17 protein-coding genes, 2 pseudogenes and 1 riboswitch are annotated in these 19,796 nt (G+C 59.2%); of the genes and pseudogenes, 12 read left to right on the plus strand and 7 right to left on the minus strand.

Features of this window, described 5'->3' with window-relative positions:
* Positions 1-51: 51 nt before the first annotated feature.
* From NKH33_RS23605 to NKH33_RS23625, 5 genes and pseudogenes are all read left to right on the plus strand, one after another.
* Positions 52-555, plus strand: a complete 504-nt coding sequence (locus NKH33_RS23605) for a type I restriction enzyme subunit R domain-containing protein (RefSeq protein WP_352921698.1) — start codon at positions 52-54, stop codon at positions 553-555.
* 141 nt (positions 556-696) lie between these two features.
* Entirely contained in the window at positions 697-1,236 is a 540-nt protein-coding gene (locus tag NKH33_RS23610; protein WP_352708449.1) for a hypothetical protein, read from the plus strand.
* Positions 1,237-2,126: 890 nt separating this feature from the next.
* Positions 2,127-2,506, plus strand: a pseudogene (glyA, locus tag NKH33_RS23615) (serine hydroxymethyltransferase); the annotation flags it as partial.
* Positions 2,507-2,560: 54 nt separating this feature from the next.
* Positions 2,561-3,736: a methionine adenosyltransferase gene (metK, locus tag NKH33_RS23620; RefSeq protein ID WP_352921700.1), complete on the plus strand. Its 1,176-nt coding sequence runs from the start codon at positions 2,561-2,563 to the stop codon at positions 3,734-3,736.
* Positions 3,737-3,845: 109 nt separating this feature from the next.
* Positions 3,846-4,838 (plus strand): adenosine kinase, encoded by a 993-nt coding sequence (locus tag NKH33_RS23625; protein WP_352921702.1) that lies wholly within the window; start codon positions 3,846-3,848, stop codon positions 4,836-4,838.
* 32 nt (positions 4,839-4,870) lie between these two features.
* Here the strand turns inward: NKH33_RS23625 and NKH33_RS23630 are convergent, their stop codons facing one another.
* Positions 4,871-5,545 carry a transposase gene (locus NKH33_RS23630; protein ID WP_352921704.1) on the minus strand — a complete coding sequence of 225 codons (675 nt, stop codon included), beginning with the start codon at positions 5,543-5,545 and terminating at the stop codon, positions 4,871-4,873.
* A gap of 288 nt (positions 5,546-5,833) precedes the next feature.
* Here NKH33_RS23630 and NKH33_RS23635 point away from each other — a divergent pair, with 288 nt between their 5' ends.
* Positions 5,834-6,085, plus strand: coding sequence for an MFS transporter (locus tag NKH33_RS23635; RefSeq protein WP_352458261.1), 252 nt, complete (start codon positions 5,834-5,836; stop codon positions 6,083-6,085).
* A 62-nt stretch (positions 6,086-6,147) separates the two neighbouring features.
* Positions 6,148-6,981 (plus strand): helix-turn-helix transcriptional regulator, encoded by an 834-nt coding sequence (locus NKH33_RS23640; protein WP_352921706.1) that lies wholly within the window; start codon positions 6,148-6,150, stop codon positions 6,979-6,981.
* A gap of 317 nt (positions 6,982-7,298) precedes the next feature.
* Here the strand turns inward: NKH33_RS23640 and NKH33_RS23645 are convergent, their stop codons facing one another.
* On the minus strand, positions 7,299-7,553 hold the full coding sequence (locus NKH33_RS23645; protein WP_352468275.1) for a hypothetical protein: 255 nt from the start codon (positions 7,551-7,553) through the stop codon (positions 7,299-7,301).
* A 555-nt stretch (positions 7,554-8,108) separates the two neighbouring features.
* Positions 8,109-8,309, plus strand: a riboswitch (cobalamin riboswitch).
* 95 nt (positions 8,310-8,404) lie between these two features.
* Here NKH33_RS23645 and metE point away from each other — a divergent pair.
* Entirely contained in the window at positions 8,405-10,750 is a 2,346-nt protein-coding gene (gene metE, locus NKH33_RS23650; RefSeq protein ID WP_352700372.1) for a 5-methyltetrahydropteroyltriglutamate--homocysteine S-methyltransferase, read from the plus strand.
* Positions 10,751-10,848: 98 nt separating this feature from the next.
* Here the strand turns inward: metE and NKH33_RS23655 are convergent, their stop codons facing one another.
* From NKH33_RS23655 to NKH33_RS23665, 3 genes are read right to left on the minus strand one after another with little or no spacing between them, the layout of a single operon-like run.
* The gene (locus NKH33_RS23655) at positions 10,849-11,067 is read right to left on the minus strand and encodes an FMN-binding negative transcriptional regulator (protein WP_352517525.1); all 219 of its coding nucleotides are present in this window, start codon (positions 11,065-11,067) and stop codon (positions 10,849-10,851) included.
* A 33-nt stretch (positions 11,068-11,100) separates the two neighbouring features.
* Entirely contained in the window at positions 11,101-12,003 is a 903-nt protein-coding gene (locus NKH33_RS23660) for a dihydrodipicolinate synthase family protein (RefSeq protein ID WP_352921708.1), read from the minus strand.
* A 52-nt stretch (positions 12,004-12,055) separates the two neighbouring features.
* A complete protein-coding gene (locus NKH33_RS23665) occupies positions 12,056-13,288 on the minus strand; it encodes a trans-sulfuration enzyme family protein (protein WP_352921710.1) in 1,233 nt (410 codons plus the stop codon).
* A 74-nt stretch (positions 13,289-13,362) separates the two neighbouring features.
* Between NKH33_RS23665 and pdxR the strand changes: the two genes are divergently transcribed.
* From pdxR to NKH33_RS23685, 4 genes and pseudogenes are all read left to right on the plus strand, one after another.
* Entirely contained in the window at positions 13,363-14,868 is a 1,506-nt protein-coding gene (pdxR, locus tag NKH33_RS23670; protein WP_352921746.1) for a MocR-like pyridoxine biosynthesis transcription factor PdxR, read from the plus strand.
* 162 nt (positions 14,869-15,030) lie between these two features.
* A pseudogene (locus tag NKH33_RS23675) lies at positions 15,031-15,126 on the plus strand (MOSC domain-containing protein); the annotation flags it as partial.
* 199 nt (positions 15,127-15,325) lie between these two features.
* Positions 15,326-16,033: a B3/B4 domain-containing protein gene (locus tag NKH33_RS23680; RefSeq protein WP_352921712.1), complete on the plus strand. Its 708-nt coding sequence runs from the start codon at positions 15,326-15,328 to the stop codon at positions 16,031-16,033.
* Positions 16,034-16,465: 432 nt separating this feature from the next.
* On the plus strand, positions 16,466-16,795 hold the full coding sequence (locus NKH33_RS23685; protein WP_352921714.1) for a helix-turn-helix domain-containing protein: 330 nt from the start codon (positions 16,466-16,468) through the stop codon (positions 16,793-16,795).
* A 277-nt stretch (positions 16,796-17,072) separates the two neighbouring features.
* On the opposite strand, the gene NKH33_RS23690 is transcribed toward NKH33_RS23685, so the two are convergent.
* Together NKH33_RS23690 and NKH33_RS23695 are read right to left on the minus strand one after the other, a co-directional pair.
* Positions 17,073-18,128, minus strand: coding sequence for a cytochrome-c peroxidase (locus tag NKH33_RS23690; RefSeq protein ID WP_352921716.1), 1,056 nt, complete (start codon positions 18,126-18,128; stop codon positions 17,073-17,075).
* An 812-nt stretch (positions 18,129-18,940) separates the two neighbouring features.
* Positions 18,941-19,243, minus strand: coding sequence for a DUF982 domain-containing protein (locus NKH33_RS23695; RefSeq protein ID WP_352452612.1), 303 nt, complete (start codon positions 19,241-19,243; stop codon positions 18,941-18,943).
* Positions 19,244-19,796 lie beyond the last annotated feature (553 nt).

Raw genomic sequence — 19,796 nt, forward strand, 5'->3', positions numbered from 1 at the left:
CTCGCGATCCCGCATGGATCGTGTCGTCAGCGGCACGTCTTCGATTTCAGCGTGAAGCCCCGCCTGTCAAGCGAACGCGGCAACGCAATTCTCGTGGCCTCCAACATCTACCAAGCCTGCAAGCACTTCGAGCTTTTTCAAAAGACCCCGTTCCGCAACAAGTGCGCCCTGATCACATCGTACAATCCGAATGCGCAGGACATCACAAAGGAAGAGACGGGCGCCAACACCGATATCGACCGGCAGGTCATTTACAACACCTACACCGAGTTGCTGAAGGGCGTTGAGGCCATGGGCGGTTTGTCCAAAACCGAGGTGTACGAGGAGGCGGCCAAGGCTCTTTTCACCAAGGAGCCGGCGAACATGAAGCTGCTGGTGGTCGTCGACAAGCTGCTCACAGCTTTCGATGCGCCACCCTGCACCTATGTCTACATAGACACGTCTATGCAGGACCACGGCCTGTTCCAAGCGATTTGCCGGACCAATCGGCTTGACGGCGAGGACAAGGATTTCGGTTATATCGTCGCCTACAAGGGCCTGTTCAAGAAAGGTTGAGAATGCGATCGCGGTCTATACGTCGGAACTTGATCATTCCGACGACGGGCCGGCTCCGGATGTGCTGCTCAAGGACCGTCTGAAAAAGGAAAAGAACGTCTCGATCAAGCCCTGGAACGCATTGTCCTGCTTTGCGAGCGTGTGGAGCCGCCGAAAGGAGAACTGGAATACATCCACTTCTTCTGCGGCAACACCGAAATCGCGTCAGACCTTAAAGAGCGCGAACCTCAGCGCGCGGCCCTGTACAAGGCAACCGCAGGGCTGCTGCGGGCGTATGCTAATATCGCGGATGAAATGGATGCCGCAGGCTACAACAACGCCCACGTTGCCCGCATCAAGAAACAGGTCGAGCATTACCTGAATGCGCGGGACACTGTGCGTCTGGCCAGCAACGAAAGCCTCGATCTGAAGGCCTACGAGGCTGATATGCGGCACTTGATCGACACATATTTCAAAGCCGATGAGCCCCGCAAAATCTCACCATTCGACGGCATGAGCCTCCTTGAGCTCAGCTCGTTTGGGAGGACGTGCTGGACGATAGGGTCACCATTCCCCGCAAAATCAAGCAGTCCAGCGAGCGTAAAATCCAGGATCAAGCTGACCGCACATGGAATCTTCTCACTACGCTTTACTACACGGGAACAGGCCGTATCCCTTGGCGCCGGAAGAAGATCGGATTGAAAGGGAACCTTCTTTGTCATCTTTGCATCACGGTCAGTCTGCTCGAGATTGACCGCTGCAAACCGGGAGCACGAGCGGGCTGGGCAAACGTTGCAACAGATCCTTCAAGGAAATTCATAGACTCTTAGCAACTCCGGTTCGCTGTGAATGGTAGGCTTATTGCAACGTCTGAGGTCAGTGGGGTCCAAACCGTCGCGCCGCTTATTCTCCGACCCGCCGAACTGCGTGCAATTTCGGCTAAAGGCAATGGCAAGAAGAGCGCCCATCTTGTTTGTTCGACACAGCAATATCGGCTCAAAACAGTATCTTCACGGCCACCGACATTGTCCGGTCGATGGACAATCAACCATATAATTTGGTTCGAAAGCCGCAACATCTGTGGAGAACGCGAAATGACAAATTCAGTAGGACGAGTGCCCAGGCTTTCCAAGTGGCTTGGTCCTGACCAATGCTGACACTGGTCAGTCGCCTACGGACGGCAGCGCATTTAGATCGCCTTCGAATCCTAGGTCTTTGCGCGCACGCGGACCTAACTGTCTGCCAGCTAGCGGAGATTCTGGGTCTGCGTCGTGAGCACGTTGTACGACACGTCCGGCTGCTGGCCAGAGCCGACTTTCTTTACTGCAACGAACAACGCCCGTGGTGCTCGTACCATCTCAAAGCAGCAGGTAAGGACGGCGGGCTGGTTCAGTTGTTGGTTGATCTCCTGCCCCACGGCGATGGCTATCACAAACGAGACCTTCAACGGCTCGAAGCGACACAAGACGCGCCGTCGAAGGGGATCGCATGCTTGACCGTGAAATAGATCCAATTGGAGCGCGAAACCACCATGGACAACTCCGCCGACGGCGCCATCGCGCCGCCCGACACTTGCGGACGGTCTCGCTTGGCGGCCTCTGGCCCACGCGCTTCTGGACCGAGGTTATGACCTGGTCACCGGGGGCACTGACAATCACATGCTGATCCTTGATCTTCGCGATCGACCACTATCAGGCAAGGCCTATGCCGAGCGGTTAGCGAAGGCAGGCATCATTACGAACTTTAAATGGTGCCTGGCGACCCGCGGGATCCGGCGGTCACAAGCGGAATTCGCTTGGGGTCGCCAGCAGTGACGTCCATGGGCATGCGCGATGTGGAAATGGTGCAAATTGCTGGCTTCATTGACTGCGTCCTCCGGCGGCCTGATGACGAAGATCTCCATGCCTGCGTGCGAAGAGACGTTGCCGATTTGTGCGCTGCGTTCGAGGTCCCGGGCATCACCAACAGGTAAGGTGGGCTAAGCAAAATGCCCCATACAACTCCAACACCCAAAACGAGGCATTTCATGGCTAGGCAGTTCGTGTTCTCTTCCGAATCGGTTGGCGCGGGACACCCGGATAAGTTGGCCGACAACATCTCGGATGCCATCCTCGATGCCATCCTCCGCACCGATCCCAAGGCGCGCGTCGCCTGTGAAGCGTTGGTAAAATCAGGGATAGTCGTTCTGGCTGGCGAGATTACCAGCGATGCGCGGGTGGATTATAGCCAAGTTGCGCGCGATACGATTCTCGATATTGGATACGACGATGAGGCCGTCGGCTTTGACGGCCGGCGTTGCTCCGTCGTTCATGCACTCACCGAGCAATCGCCCGACATTAGCCAGGGCGTTGACGAGGGACGAGGGCAGGACCTCCAGCAGGGAGCGGGAGATCAGGGCCTTATGTTCGGCTACGCATGCCGCGAAACCGATACCTTGATGCCTTTGCCGATCCAGCTCGCTCATCGCTTGACGAAACGACAGGCAGATGTCCGGAAAGCACGACAGCTTGGCTGGTTGCGTCCTGACATGAAATCCCAAGTCTCAGTGCGCTATGAGGGGTTGCGCCCGGTCGCCCTGGATACCATCGTCGTATCGACCCAACATGACGAGCAGGTCTCGCAAGAGACGGTCCGCGAGGGCGTCATTGAGGAAATCATAAAGCCTGTCCTGCCGACCCACCTGGAGACGGAAGGCATCAGAATTCTGGTCAACCCGACGGGGAGGTTCGTAGTCGGCGGGCCGCGCGGCGACTGCGGTCTCACTGGACGCAAGATCATCGTCGATTCGTATGGTGGGATGGGTCGTCACGGCGGCGGCGCTTTTTCGGGCAAGGACCCGTCCAAGGTTGACCGCTCAGCTGCCTATGCCGCCCGGTATGTCGCAAAGAATATCGTCGCTAGCGGACTTGCGGACGTCTGCGAGGTGCAGCTTGCTTACGCAATCGGCGTGGCCAGTCCGGTTTCTGTCATGATCAACACGTTCGGGACAGCGAGGGTTGAGGAAAGAAGGATCGAGCGCCTCATTCTTGAGTTGTTTGATCTCAGACCGAAGGGCATTATCAAGATGCTTGATCTCTTACGCCCTATATACCGCAAGACCGCGACCTATGGCCATTTCGGCCGTGAAGAGTCTGACTTCACCTGGGAGAAGACAGACAGGGCCGACGAATTGCGTCGCGAGGCAGGACTTGCCGCCCCGTGAGGGGCTGGCGCCGAACGGATTGGCAAGCGGAAAGCCCATTCGCACTGGCCAACCCGCCCGCGCCCGGCGTGGCAGAAAGCCGGTGGGTTTTTGGCGGAGACATGAATTGATGCCGGACTATGACGTGCTTTGTATCGGAAATGCCATCGTCGACATCATCGCCCAGTGCGACGAGGCGTTCCTGGAGACCAACGGCATCATCAAGGGCGCAATGAATTTGATCGACACGAGGCGCGCCGAACTGCTCTACAGCCGCATGGGCCCGGCCATTGAAGCCTCGGGCGGCAGCGCCGGCAACACGGCGGCGGGCGTGGCCTCCTTCGGCGGTCGCGCCGCCTTCTTCGGCAAGGTCTCCAACGACGCGCTCGGCGAAATCTACGCGCATGACATCCATGCCCAGGGCGTCGCCTTCGACACCAGGCCGCTTAACGGCGAACCGCCGACAGCGCGCTCGATGATCTTCGTCACGCCCGACGGCGAGCGCTCGATGAACACCTATCTCGGCGCTTGCGTCGAGCTCGGCCCGGAGGACGTCGAGGCCGACAAGGCGTCGGGCGCCGCCGTCACCTATTTCGAGGGCTATCTGTGGGACCCGCCGCGCGCCAAGGAGGCGATCCGGCAGACGGCGAAGCTCGCCCATGCCGCCGGGCGCGAAGTGTCGATGACATTGTCGGACTCGTTCTGCGTCGACCGCTACCGCGACGAATTCCTCGATCTGATGCGCTCCGGCACCGTCGATATCGTCTTTGCCAACAGTCACGAGATCAAGTCGCTCTACCAGACCGCGTCTTTCGACGAGGCGCTGGCCCAGATCCGCAAGGATTGCAAGATCGCCGCCGTTACCCGCTCGGAAAAGGGCTCGGTGATCGTGCGCGGCGACGAGACCGTGACCATCAATGCGACCAGGATCCGCGAGCTGGTCGACACGACAGGCGCCGGCGACCTCTATGCCGCCGGCTTCCTCTACGGCTACACGCAAGGCCGCAGCCTCAAGGATTGCGGCGATCTCGGCTCGCTAGCGGCCGGGCTGGTCATCCAGCAGATCGGCCCAAGGCCAAGGCAGAATCTGCGCCGAGAGGCCGAGCAGGCGGTATTGCTGTAGGTGGGGAGCCAAGAACCAGCTGCCCACCCTTCTTAATCCAGCCCGAGCCTTTTCTTCAGTTCCGCATTCTCCTTGCGGAGACGATCGGCAAGCAGGCTCTTTAGCCGCTTGTTTTCTTCCTCGAGCGCGACGAGATCCTTCAGCCCGTCACTGTCCGCCGCCGGCGCCGCCGCCTTCTTCCAAAGATAATATGTCTGTTCCGAGATGCCGGCTTGCTTCACCGCACTCTTGAGAGTAGCGCCGCCGCCGATCGAGGTCTCGATCTGCGCCAGCTTCTGGGCACGATCCTTCGCGGAGTAGCTCTTTCGGCCTGTTCGCGCTGACGGCGGTGCTTCAGTGGCCGCGGATATCGGCTTGGCGCCGTTCTTGCGGGCAGGCGAGCTCGCCTCAGCTTCTGCCTTCCTCGACCGCCGCGCTCTCGCCTTCGGTTTTGGCGTTTCCGTTTTGTCTGCCGGTTCGCTAACTACTGCTGACTCGGTTTCCAGAGGATTGGCCATGAAATGCTCCACTCGCGGTTCGTGCAAAGGTTCAGCATCAAGGACCACTACAGTAGAGTCAACAAGCTGACGATTTAACGGCTCGACTTCCTTTGTTGTCTCGGCCATCGCCGCGGCGATATCGAAATTGCCCCAGATGGAACGTGCGGATTTTTGATAATTGCGCTTTTGTTTGACTTCCACGGTGAATGGTCGCGTCTGCCGCCTCATAGTTCCTTCCTGAATAGGAGAATGAAGTCGCCGCTCGAATTTTTGGCGCTTCCTGCTTAGCGCGGAGCATTATCGTATAGCCGCTCAACGGGCAAGTGATGCCGGTCTTCGATGGCTGACCCATCTGGGGGAGTTGAGCGGCTTCGCGCGTCCTGCGCATGCCTGTAAGGCCGCCAAGTTTTCTGGGCTAGCAGGCGCGCACTGTGGCAGCTTGGCTTGTACGGCGAGGCCATGGTTGAGTGAGGCGAAACAAATCCAGCCCCGCGGTCAATCCCGAGGCTTCCCACAATGGCGAAGAGAACATCTTCACTCGTTCCTTTTGAGCACAAGACCTTCCGTTCGCTATGGTCGGCTGCACTCATTTCGAACCTTGGCACCCTAGTGGAAGGTGCGGCGGCAGCTTGGCTGATGACGAGCATCGCAGCAGTAATTTTTGATCGCCCATTCGTGCTGTGTACCAGCCCTGTGTCTTGCGCAAGTGGTCACGAACGGCTGCCGGAGCCTCGAAGACGCCCTAAAAACACATGCTGCGATTTTTGAACACGCTTGACGTGTTAGATTAATTCATCCGCAATGCGTGTGTTGAACACGCGAGGTGAGTTATGAACATGAAAGAGCTTAGGGTTCGACTGGGCATGACTCAAAAAGATTTGGCAGAGCAGATGGCAACGACGCAACAGACTGTGGCCCGTTGGGAAACAGGCAAAACGCAGTTGAACATCGAGCAGATCAAGGACCTTTGTCTCACGTTGAAATGCACGGTCGAGGAGCTGCTGGGCTGGAAGATTGATGTCGAGGAGTGGCGCACGAGCCCGTTTGCAATTGCCGATGCCGAAACGCGATACGGCACGCTCAGAATCAAGACGACTGTTGGCAGCCGCCAATATCCTATCGATGAAAAGGCGCGTGAATCGATTTTACGTCAGTTGAAGGAACTTCATAATCTACGTAGAAATAACACAAGCAGGCCATGGCTGTATTGTTGGAGCCTTGACAACAAAATACTCTTGATAAATCCGCAATATGTCCGCACCATTGAGCTTATCGGTGACGATGTAGAGGAGATGCCAGAGTATTATCATCCAGAAATCTATCGGGCTTTGGATGACTGGGATAAGGGTGAGGTTTCAGGAAAGCTGAAGAAAGAATGCGATGCCATCATCGCAGAGATGGGTGATCAGGAAGCCGTGCGCATGGCCTCCTATGTTCGCGTCACATATGACGACGGAGAAGATGAGTGGAACTTCTTGGATGAAGAAACCGCTACGACTTTCTTCGGATTGGAAGCTGCGACCTTTCACGTTCCCCAGTGTAGTTTCGCCGAAGTGGAGGAAGAAGGTTACTACCGAGCGCGATACGCCAACCTTGATCGCGTCGCGGTGATGGAGGTTCCAAGCGACCGTTATCACAGATTGACCGCGCCCGAGGAAGCTTAGAACCATCCACGAAGGGCGCATGTTACATCTCGACCTTGCGTGGTGCGTTTTCAGTACGAGATGACGTTAAGCGTAGGTAGTGGCAGGTAAGAGTGCTCGACCAGAAGCTCAACTGCCTCCTCAATATCGCTGCCGATGTGCCGCAGGACACGTCCACGGGAGCGTGGATAGGCGTGAAGTTCCTGCACTCCGCGGTCCGCTCTCCCATCGCCGGTGTGTGCCCGACGCCATCTTGTGGACGAGCTTGGCCGCCTGCACCCGGTTGTATTCCGGCTTGCGGTCCGCCTGGGCGGTCCGCCGCGATGGCTATCTCCATGTTAATCGGCGCCGAACTTTGACTGCCCGCTGCTTTTGATGAATTTGGCGAGGTCCCGCGCATAATCGCTCTTGGTCTTCTCCTTGAGGCCCTGTGTCGCGAACTTGTGGTCCAGCAGGGCAAACAGGTCCAAGTCCCCTTCCGCCTGTGGCGCTGGCTTGCCCTCACCGCCCTCGGCTTCCCAATTGGGGACCGCTTCTGCGCGCTGCACCGTGGCGATTGTCCGCCCAAGACGCATCACAAGATCGAACGCCAAACCGTGCGCGTGCACGACGATTTGCCGCTCAGGCCTCATTTGGACAGGACTTGAGCTGGCCCGGTGGTTTGAGCCGGGTTACCTTGAGCCGGTGGGCTGCGAACAAGCAGTTCGAGACATTGGCCTCGATCACTTCGCAACACGCCGCTGCGCCTGGCCTCGGTGTGCTCCCCCCGAAATCGTTGTGTCATATCACCGAGGGCATCACGGCCAACAGCTTCCACATGGGCAACAGCCTCGCCATTGAGCCGAATATGGTCGCGAGCAGATCACCAACGAAGCGGTCGAAACCTCGGAGCCGAAGTTCGACGCCGAGGTGGTTCGCATGATGCGCTAAGCAGCACCACGGCGCTTGCCGGTATGTTTGCTGCCGGCAGCCGACGAACTCCTATCCTCCTGGACAAGGGCGCCGTGCGTCATTGCTTTGATTTACCGGCCGCTCAAGGCTTCCACAGTTTTCGCTTTCGAGGCGACCTTTGGAACATGCCAACGGAAATTTCACATAACGACATAAACATTTCTTTATGCGGCGTTGACAAAGAAGCGAACTGCTGTAATTGTCTCCCGCGTCGTGGTTCTCCGTACGGCGCTGCCGCAGCGGAGCTAAGAGGGAAGCCGGTGCGATGCCGGCGCTGCCCCCGCAACTGTTAGCGGCGAGCCAACCCCACTCATGTCACTGAGGCGAATAGCCTTGGGAAGACGGGTAGAGGCTATGACCCCGCGAGCCAGGAGACCTGCCACGGCGAATTACGTCCACGGGCGGGGTGTCTCGGTGGCCGCTGCAGCCTGGCGTTCGTGCCGGCCTGCTAGCGCCTTCCTTGTCACCGACGCCCCAACCATCGGGGTCTGGCATGACTGTCTCTCAGCAAATTCCTGTAGCAACGCTCGGCGTGCCCCGCTTCGGTCGTCGGCGAGAACTGAAATTCGCGCTTGAAAGCTACTGGTCCGGAAAATCGTCCGCTGCCGACCTTCTCACGACGGCGAAGGCGCTCCGTGCCGCTAGCTGGGAGGAGCAACGCGATCGCGGCGTGTCGAAAATCCCGTCGAACGACTTCTCGCTTTACGACCATGTGCTCGACACCGCAGCCATGGTCGGCGCCCTTCCGTCCCGTTACGGCTGGAATGGCGGCGAGGTCCCACTCGACATCTACTTCGCTATGGCGCGCGGCAACCAAGGTCAGACGGAGGATTGTGGGCACGGTGGTCACCAGCATGCGGCTCATCGGCCTGGCGTAGCCGCGATGGAAATGACCAAGTGGTTTGACACCAACTATCACTACATTGTGCCGGAACTAGACGATGATCAGACGTTCGCTCTTTCGTCGACGAAGCCGGTTGATTACTTCCTCGAGGCTAAAGCCCTCGGCATTCACACACGCCCAGTCATCCTTGGACCGGTCACCTTCCTCAAGCTGGCTAAATCGCCTGCCGAAGGCTTCGATCCCATCGCGCTCCTACCACGGCTTCTGCCCGTCTACGAGCAACTCCTGCGGAGCTTGAAGCTGTCGGGCGCCGATTGGGTGCAGATCGATGAGCCAGCGCTTGTCCTCGATCTGAACCCGAACGAACGAGCTGCGTTCGAATTCGCCTATGGCCAGCTGTCGAAAGCCGCGCCCGAGCTGAAGATCATGCTGGCTACCTATTTCGGGCCGCTGGGAGACAATCTCGAAACCGCGGTTTCTCTGCCCCTGGCCGGGCTGCATATTGATCTCGTGCGCGCTCCCGAGCAGCTGGAAACGGTGGGTCGGCTCGCACCGAAGGATCTGGTGCTCTCGCTTGGCTTGATCGATGGCCGCAACGTCTGGCGTGCGAACCTGCCCGCCATTCTCGACCGCATCAAACCGATCGTCGCCGGCTGGCCCTTGGACCGCGTCGAGATCGCGCCTTCTTGCTCGATGCTGCATGTGCCGATCGACCTCCGCATGGAGACGGAACTCGACGCGGACATCAGGTCGTGGCTCGCCTTCGCGGCCCAGAAGACCGACGAGTTGGTGTTGCTTGCCCGGGCCCTGTCCCAAGGCAGGGATGCGGTGGCAGGCGCGTTGAAAGCGTCTGCCGAGGCTGCCGCCACTCGCGTGACATCCACGAAGATCCATGACCCGCTGGTTGAGGGGCGGATCGCCAGCATTGACGACAGCATGAAGCGACGAGAGAGCGCTTTTGCCGAGCGCTCCAGAGTCCAGGCCGGCACGCTCGGGCTGCCGCCGTTCCCGACGACGACCATCGGGTCCTTCCCGCAGACGCCGCAGGTACGCAGGGCGCGGGCCGCTCATGCGAAGGGCCAGCTGAGCTATGTCGACTACGAGACCTTCCTGAAGAAGGAGATCGAGGCTGCAATTCGCTGGCAGGAAGAGATCGGGCTGGACGTGCTGGTGCACGGTGAGTTCGAACGAAACGACATGGTACAGCATTTCGGCGAGCAGCTGTCCGGCTTCGCCTTCACCCAGCATGCCTGGGTGCAGAGCTATGGGTCGCGTTACGTGCGCCCCCCCATCATCTTCGGCGACGTATCGAGGCCCAATCCGATGACGCTGCGCTGGTGGCAGTTCGCCCAGTCGCTTACGGAAAACCCTGTGAAGGGAATGCTCACAGGCCCAGTGACCATTCTCAACTGGTCATTTGTTCGCGACGACGTACCCCGCTCCGAAGCATGCCGCCAGATCGCGCTCGCCATCCGCGACGAAGTGACGGATCTCGAATGGTCCGGCGCAAGGATGATCCAGATCGATGAGGCCGCGTTTCGCGAAGGATTGCCACTGCGCCAGTCTGATTGGAACGACTATCTCGACTGGGCTGTCGAATGCTTCCGGATCGCTTCAACGGGTGTAAAGGACGCGACTCAAATCCATACCCACATGTGCTATTCGGAGTTCAACGAGATCATCGACGCGATCGCTGAAATGGATGCGGATGTCATTTCGATTGAGACGTCGCGCTCGAAAATGGAACTGCTGGACGCCTTCACGAGCTCCAAATATCCGAATGAAATCGGGCCCGGAGTCTACGACATTCACTCACCACGGGTCCCGGAAGTCGGCGAGATTTCGGATCTCGTCATGCTTGCCCGCGAGCGACTGTCCGATGCCCAACTGTGGGTAAACCCGGACTGTGGCCTCAAAACCCGCAAGTGGGAGGAGGTCCGCCCTGCCCTCATGAACATGGTTGCTGCAGCACGCGCGCTCCGGGAGAAAGTGTAGGCCGGAAGGTTTCCTGGTTGCTCACCATGTGGTGAGTTACCGGCTGCCGCATGTCGGCTGTGAATGTGCCAAAACGCGATCACATCCTTTGAAATAAGTCACTCGAGTGAGAATGTGCACTTTCCTTCGGCACGTGTATTAATCGCGCAGGAGTAAAGGGTACCGTTTTCTCCCTGTGACGTGTCGAGTTCGAAGGGGATGTGATTGGCGTCGAGACCGCTCCGGCCATGGGTTATCAGCATGCCAAGTGCACTGTTCTCGATCAGTTCGTAGAGGACTTCTCGGCTCGGTTCATCGAAATGCGCGGGTACATACATGATAGTCCTTTCACTGGCCGCCGGGTTCGCTATTCACCGGTTGACATCCGATGGCAAGCGTTCCAACGCGGCGGCGATCTGGCGCTTCGCTGCTGAGGGCAGAGGCAGGATGGGACGCGGGGGGTCGGCACGGCAAATCTCGAGCAATTCGGCAAGTGCATAGACGACGCGAAGGCTCGAGAACTCCTTGAAGAGGCTCCAGAGCGGCGCAAGCGTGGCATCGATCCGTCGCGCTTCGGCCGCATCGCCCTGTTGCGCCGCCGTGACGATCTTCACGCAGACCTCGGGCAGGATGCCGGCGAGGACGCTGTACCATGTGTCGGCGCCGGCGATCATGGCCTCTGCGGCGTTCCAGTCGCCGCTGTAGCCGATCGAGAACCCTTCCGGCACAGTGCGCCTCTGGTCGGCCAGATGGCTCTTGATCGCATCGCCCTTGTCTGTCGGATTCTTGATAGCGACGATCCCCCGCACGTTTGCCAGGCGGCTGACGAGTGCTGGGGTGAAACGGAAATGCGTCGTTCCTGGATTGTCGTAGATGACGATCGGAAGGCCACTTTCGCGCGCCACCGTGGAGAAATGTTCGAACACCTCGTCATCAGTGAGCGGGGTGTAAGAGGCGGCGGCAAGCAACCCCGCGGCAGCCCCAAGGGCCTTAGCGTCCTGCGCGAGCCTCACTGCTTCGTCGGTGCGCAGCGCGCCCACACCCACCACGACCGGCATTTGTCCCCCGGTTTCGTCCAAGGTCTCGGCGAGCGCCCGTCGCCGTTCCTCGCGCGTCAGATACATGTAGGTGCCGGTGCTGCCGAGAAGACCGATGGAGTCGACCTGAGCGGCGCCAAGCCGAGTAATCAGCCTGCGCAGAGCAACGGTATCGACGCGGCCGTCACGATCGGCGGGCGTGATGGGAAACGCGGAAAGACCGCTCAGGAATGCCATGGCAAGGCTCCAGGTTTGTGCGTGAGCGCAGGACTGGCCGGACGACAGGTCATCACAAGGCGTCCAGAGCCCGCCGCAGGTCGGCGATTAGGTCATCGACGTCTTCAAGACCCACCGAGAGACGCATGAGGTCCTCGCCGACTCCATCGGCCAGATGCGCATCCTTGCGGATCGGCTGACGAGCACGGGTCAGGCTTGCCGGATGATAGATGAGGCTGTCGGCATCGCCGAGGCTGACAGCCCGGGTGATCAGGTTGAGCCGGTCCATCATCCGCCGCGCGCCCTCGAACCCAGCGTGGAGGCCAAAGGCCAACATGCCCGACCCTTGGGACATCTGCTTTTGCGCCGTCACCTGATCAGGGTGCGAGTCGAGGAAGGGATAACTCACCCATGCCACCGCCGGGTGCGCCTCGAGCGCCTGAGCCACCGCAAGGGCAGTGGCGCTGTGCCGTTCCATGCGCAGCGTGAGCGTCTTCAGACCGCGCAGGATCAGGAAGGCTGACATGGGCGAGAGCGCTGCGCCGGTGATGTAGCGCAGGCCCGTTTCGTGCAGCGTGCGGAGCGTTTGCGCGTCGCCGAGAATCGCCCCGCCAAGGGCATCGCCGTGCCCATTGATGTATTTGGTCAGCGAGTGGAGCACGAGGTCTGCCCCATGTTCGAGCGGCCGCTGGAGCGCGGGGGAGGCGAAGGTGCTGTCGACTGCAATCTTTACACCGCGCGCGTGGGCGCGCTCGGCAATGGCAGCGATGTCGAGGATGCGGCTCAGCGGATTCACCGGCGTCTCGAAGAAAACAAGCCGGGTCCGCTCGGTGATCGCGGCATCGAGATTGTGAGGATCGGACAGGTCGACGGCGACGACCTTGATGCCGAAGCGGGGGACCGCCTGTTCGACCATGGCAAGCGTGTTCGCATAAAGCGTCCTGTGGACGATGAGTTCATCGCCTTGGGACAGGAGCGACAGGATCAGCGTCCCGAAAGCCGCCATCCCCGAGGCAACGACCACACCTGCCTCGGCTCCTTCCAGATTGGCGAGCCGTTGCTCGAGGATCTCCGTCGTCGGATTGTATTCGCGCGCATAGAGCCTTCCGCCAAGCGCGGCGGCGGCCTCGTTCGTTGCCACGCTTTCGAATCCATAGGTCGAGGTCAAGAAGACTGGCGGCTGAACGGCATTGGAAAAGCCGGCGGGATCGTAGCCATGATGGATCGCCCGAGTGGCGAATCCGGGACCGGTGTCGTTGAGCGACCGCGTGAGAGCATCGGTTTCCGATTGATAGGAGCGGGTCATTCGGCCTCTAAGATCTTGCTTGGGTTTCCGAAAGATTGACGGCAAACTGGCCAATGTGAAATATCCAGTTGGCGATGAATGAAATGGTCCAGTCTTCAAGTGCCGGTTCTGCAGGTCGCACGCACGCGATGGGTGCACGCCAGATCTACGAGGCTCTTCGCGAGCAAATCCTCGGCGGCGTCTATGAAACCGGTAGTCAGCTGCCGTCCTCCCGAGGCCTCGCAAATAACCTTGGGGTTTCGCGAACGACGGTGACGGTCGCCTATGAGCAACTGACCGCGGAAGGTTTCATCGAAGTCCGTCAAGGCGCACGACCTCGCGTTGCATCCTCGCTGATCGGTCCTGAGACGAGCCGCACTGTCGCGAAACGAGTCGGCCCGGTTCATCTGTCCGCCTATGGCGAACGACTGCGCGTCACGCCGCCCTGGCCGGATTATCTGCCGACTGGACTGAAGGTCGATTTCCGCTATGGCGACCTGGCGCCGTCAGACTTCCCCGCATTGGTCTGGAAACGTGCGATGAACGAGGCGATGGGGCAGCGCCCGTTGCGTCTTGCCTATGACGATCCTCGCGGCTCGCGCCGGCTGCGCCAAGCGTTGCAGGGCTATCTCTGGCGCGCCCGAACCCTGAGCTGCGACCTCGAGCAGATCATCATCGTCAACGGTTCGCAGCAGGGCCTCGATCTGTGCGCGCGCCTGCTTCTCGATCCCGCCGACAGCTTCGTCATAGAGGATCCGTGCTACAGGATGGCGCGTCAGGTCTTTGCCAGCACAGGCGCCTCGCCCGTCCCCGTCACCGTCGACGAGGACGGGATGAAGACGGAGTTGCTGGCGGGGATTGGTGCACGACTGGCCTATGTCACGCCATCGCATCAGTTTCCGTTGGGCGGCGTCATGCCGATCACGCGCCGCCACCAGCTTCTGGAATGGGCGCGGCACAACAATGCCTACGTGATCGAGGACGACTACGACAGCGAATATCGCTACGACATCAATCCGGTCCCTCCGCTGCACAGTCTCGCGGACCACGGGGCTGTCATCTACCTCGGCACGATCTCCAAAACGCTCTCGCCGATGCTGCGTATCGGCTACCTCGTCGTCCCGCCGGAATTGCAGGAGGTCTTCGCAACCGCCAAACAATTCACGGACCGGCATTCGCCGGTAGCTGAACAGGAGGCTCTGGCCTCTTTAATCGAGAGTGGCGGCTACGAAAGCCATGTGCGGCGCGTGCGCAGGCTGAACGGCGAGCGTCGGGAGACGTTGTTGGGCGCCTTGCGGCGCAGCTTCGGCGATCGCATCGCTGTCCAGGGAGCAGAGGCCGGTCTGCACGTCGTCGTTTGGTTCGACGAACTGCCGCGATCGCGGGAAACGACCCTGGTCGAAGCCGCCCGAGGCGCGGGCCTGGGGCTGCACCTGATCTCGCCCCTTTACGAGCGGCAATCGGACGAAGGCCACATCGATCGCGTGGGGCTTGTCATGGGCTATGCCGCCTTGAGCATTCGGCAGATCGAGAAGGGCGTTGAGATCCTGCGAGCGGTTGTCAAGCAGGTGCAAGACGCGTTGCCGGGACACGGTGGCTAAAACGGCGGGGACGTGGCGTGCTGGCGAGGAAACCGACCCTTGGGCTGAACCGCATTTCGTTGCAAAGCCAACTGGACTGGGAATACGCCATGCAACTGGTGCTGTTGATCAGGCCAGTTTGGCGGCAGATTTTCGTGCGAGACAAATTTCCGAGAGCGATGCATGACCTGGCAAGGAAAGCTGCTTCACATCCATATCGCGCCTGCTGCCTCCTATGAAATGGAGGAGCTAGCGGAGGCGCAGCTTATTGCCGGCCGAGCGGGCTCGAGCACCCGCAAGACATAATCGACGATCTCTACCAGGCCTTGTCCACGGCCGAATGATGGAATTATCCAGCGCATGGTGCGGCATGCACCATGCCGATGCCAGAAGATCTGGACGCTCGACAAGCACCTTTCTTCAAACATTTCCCGAACGACCCGCAGCGCAAAGCCTCCCCATGAGAAAAGAGCTTCCCATGTCTTTCACGCCCTTGATTGACCCCGAGATCAAGGCCCGCTACCCGGATTTTCATCTGATCAGCATTGTGGTGCGGAACGCTGAAATCGACGTGCCGGATGCACAGGCGTTGAACGACACGATTGCGGCGGCGGAACAGGCGGCGCTTCGCGATGACGCCCAAAGGGACGCGCATCTTGCGGCGTGGGCCGTTGCCTACGAGGCTTTCGGCACAAAGGCCAATCGAATGCCGTGCTCGGCCGCCGCGCTTCTCAAGCGGGTGCGGAAAGATGGCTCTCTCCCGCGGATTTCCCCACTGGTTGATGCCTACAATGTCGTCAGCGTGTTGTATGGCGTTCCGATTGGCGGGGAAGATCTCGATCTCTACCAGGGGGTCCCGAGACTTTTAATTGCGAAGGGAGCGGAGCCATTCGACACGATCCAGCAAGGTGAAATGGTAACCGAGCATCCCGAACCGGGCGAAGTCATCTGGTGCGATGATGCCGGTGTCACGTGCCGCCGCTGGAACTGGCGGCAGGGGCGGCGCACCATGGTCACGGTCGATACCCGCGCCATGTGGCTCGTGCTGGAAGCCCTCGGCCCAATGTCAGCTAAACAGATGACGGCCATCGGAGAGCATCTGATGGGACTTATCCAAGCGTTGTGCCCGGGTGCGCGAATCGAAACAGCGCGGATCGACGAATCCACTACATCTCGTGTCCCTTAGGGCATGGCCCCACCGAGAAACACCCCACTCAGCCCTGTCCGGATCTGGCGCTCCTTGCTCGCTCCGCTGGCCTACACAGTTGATTGCGAACGACCCAGAACGGCTCTCGAAAACGAGCGTCGAACGAAATCAGTCACTGCTTGTTCTCCCTTAGCGTCGTTTGGCGTACTTTTATCGCGATGCCTCCAGTGGGGATGGTCCAAATTGCGCAAGCTCGGTCGAGTGATCGCGGAGAAGCTTAATGTCGACTAAATCGATATTCTGGAGCGGTACGGACAACGGGTGCGAACCCGGGACGTCGTCCCGGTGTCGTCAGGCTCTCCCGTCCGACTGAGCCTCAGTTTTCTTCACGGCGCGAATACTCCTGAGGCCGCCCGGATTCTCGTTAAGAGACAGCTGCCGCTCAGGACGGCCCACGCGATACTCACGGAGATGGTCGATCACGGCAAGGCGTTCGTGACGGTTCCTTGCGTCGACGACCTATTGGCACTCAAGAATGAACTGTCGTCCGCAGGCGTGATCGCGAAGGTTCATGCGCCGCGGCCGATAAGTGTTCGCGAAGTCCGCGATCGCACGAAGCTCTCTCAGGAGGCATTCTCCGCGAGGTATGGCCTCGATCTGGCAACGCTTCGAAACTGGGAGCAAGGTCGCTTGAAACCGGATGCAGCGGTGAATACTCTCCTTTGGACCATCGCCCGGAATCCGGAAGCAGTCGAAGAATCGCTGGACATGGAGGACGGAGTGGCTGCCCCTTCGCCCTAAGGGGGCCGATCACTTCGGCGCGCGGCAATTCGGCCGCCAGCGCGATGGCCGGCCGCCGCGCGGTATCGACAGCGCGCGAGCCTCATGCGTCAGACGCCTTCCTTGGCATGTCGCACGCCAGATCCCAAACATGTTTCCATCGCAACGAGCTGGTGACGGAAGCAGTGTCTGCACTTTGGAAACGAGCCATTTGCGTTCTCATGGACGTCGCGACTCGTCTCGTCCAGTAAAAGTCGCAATCATTGTCAATTGCGATGTTCCGCAGTCAGCTGGCCGTTTATTTTCCTAAGATCTGCGTTGTAGGCCGGGGTGTTGTCGCCGTTTCGGCGGGTAAGATGGGATAGGCGACCTCGGGTGCCTTTCCGGTCAGCGAGTTGAGGAAGGCAACAAGCAGGTCGACTTCTTCGTCCGCCAGTACCACGCCAAGCTGGGTGGTTCCCATGATGGCAACGGCCTGTTTCAGATCCCAAACCTTGCCCGAATGAAAGTATGGCGCGGTGAGTGCAACGTTGCGCAGCGGCGCCACGCGGAAAACATAGGAATCGTCGGCAGTATTGGTGACCGCAAATCGGCCCTTGTCTTTTTCCGGCAGGACCTCGGCGCTGGGCTGTTCCACGAGGCCGAATGGGTAATAGGCTTCCCCACCAACGTTGATACCGCCATGGCAGGACGAGCAGCCTTTGTCCATGAAAAGCGCCAGGCCCTGTTTCTGTTCGGAAGTCATGGCGGCGTCATCGCCATTCAGGAAGCTGTCGAAGGGGGCCGGCGTGACCAGTGTCGCCTCGAAGGCTTCGATTGCCTTGGCGAGGTTGTCGAAGGTGACCCGATCGGCTTCAGCCGGAAAAGCTGCATCGAACCACTCGACATATTGCGGCATGGACTTGAGCGTGGCGATGACTTGGCCCGGTGTATTGGCCATTTCGATCCCGGCTTGGACCGGTCCCTTCGCCTGAGCCTTCAGGTCTTCGGCACGACCATCCCAGAACTGGGCGATGTTGAAGACAGCGTTCAGTACAGTCGGCGCGTTGCGCGGTCCCTTCTGCCAACCATGGCCGATCGAGGTTTCTTGATTGTCGTCGCCGCCGGTGGCCAGGTTGTGGCACGAGTTGCACGACAAGACGCCTGACGCCGAGACGCGTGGATCGAAGAACAGTGCCTTGCCGAGAGCGATCTTCTCCGGGGTGATCGGGTTGTTGGCGACTGCCGGCGTGGTGGATGGCAAAGCCTTGAAAGTGGCCATTGCCGTTTCTCTGAGGTCTGCGGGGATCCAATCCGCAGCAAAGGCGGTGGCCGTCAGCAAGGGGACAGCCATCGTACTGAATAGGATTTTCATAAATGATCTCGCTGCGTCGTGCACGCAGCCACTCTGGGATATGCGGCTCATGAACGCCCTGCGCTAGATCAGTTGCGGGAGAGGACCGGGTGGTCTGACACCTGTTTTTGCGGCAGAGGTTGGACTGTCCCGGAATTGAACGCTCTTCTCGACTGGATTTCAGGGAGGCGGAGGATCGCTGCTCGGCAAGCGGCGGCGCCGGAGCCGTGCTTCGGTTCTCTCTGCGCCTTCAACTATGAAGAAATCGGGGCCGCCACCGTGTCAGATTCGGTTTGGGGCCGGTTATCTGTTCCGCAGCAGGTCCTGCTCGACTTCCGCCTGCCTTCGTCAGATCGACGTGGGCCCAAATCGATCCGCGATAGTGTCTCGTAGCACCTTTGCGGGACGATCTTATTTCGACTGTAGAGGGCCGTTTCGGGTGAGCAAAATTACACAATTTCAAAGGGCGCCCGAGTAGCTGTTTTGATTGGCTTGTGAGGCCTATAGCCTCCATCGAGCGAATATTGGCAGACGACGGAGCACAATTTTGGCTTCGTTTATCATCTTGCTTCAATGGGAAAACTTCTTTGCAATAACTACACGGCAATTTACCATCATGAATTTGAGAACCAAGTCCCACGCAGTGATTTTCACACCGGAGGCGTTGCAATCCTATCGCGAGAAGCTGATTTACAACACAACAAGATGATTAACATCGCCATAGCGCCGCAAAATATTGTTTGTTCGCTACACTACGCTCCAGATGCCGGCGAAATCTCGACACAATAACCTCGTCGGCGTACCCGCTCCAGCCTCACACACGACTGCGGCGCCTATACTTGCGCTTTTCCACTGCCCGACATGCAGGCAGCGAGCCATTGCATCGCCGAGGTTGCATCTTCCAATATGGCGACCTGTTTCGCAAAGCGGAAAACAGCCTTGCGCGCTGCGCTCGCAGGTTTTCGTCCGTTGTATGCATCAAAGCACGCCCTGAGGGCGGCTTCGTAGATCCGGTCTCTGCGATCTTCTGGCCATTCGTTGAGAAAATCGATAGCATCCGCAGGACTGGCAATCTCTTGCACGATGTGCGCTGCACGCCTTACGAAAAGTGGGCTGCTGAAAGTCCCTGAGCTCATTCGTTCCTCCCGACCTGCTGAAACCGCTAGTTTTGCGTGAACAGGCGCCTCCTCTACACCCGCCCACCATTGCGGAATGTGTTGTCACAGCGATAGCGGTTCAATAGCAAAGCAGCGGCGTGATGTCCTCGGTTTGCCAGCGGGTCAATCCCTAACATCCTGCTGCAAGAGCGGCTCACCGGATGAATCTAGATCGTTTCGACCATTGCGAATCAACGCTTGATAGTTCCTCCACGCGCCACCAGGAAGCGGCCACTGCTCTGCCATGGATTTCACAGCCAAAAAGAGAATGGCGAAACAGGAATAGCCCGCTTCGTTTCGAGATTACTGGTCATTTTGGCGCAAAGCTTACGGCCGAGACGCGCCTGAAAATGCGCAAGCACCGCGGCAGGTCGCCAACAACGGAACGCATCAACGGTCATGACGGCGCGATACTGCGCCATAGATCTCGCTGGACGAGCATCGCAATAATCCTGTCGAGACCTTGGTTGCTTTCAGCGGAGACCGCCACTATGAAGCGACGCTTCGCCGACTGTGTTTCACGCCGCCTGGA

The organism is Mesorhizobium sp. M1182, from assembly GCF_040318335.1.
Classification (GTDB): domain Bacteria; phylum Pseudomonadota; class Alphaproteobacteria; order Rhizobiales; family Rhizobiaceae; genus Mesorhizobium.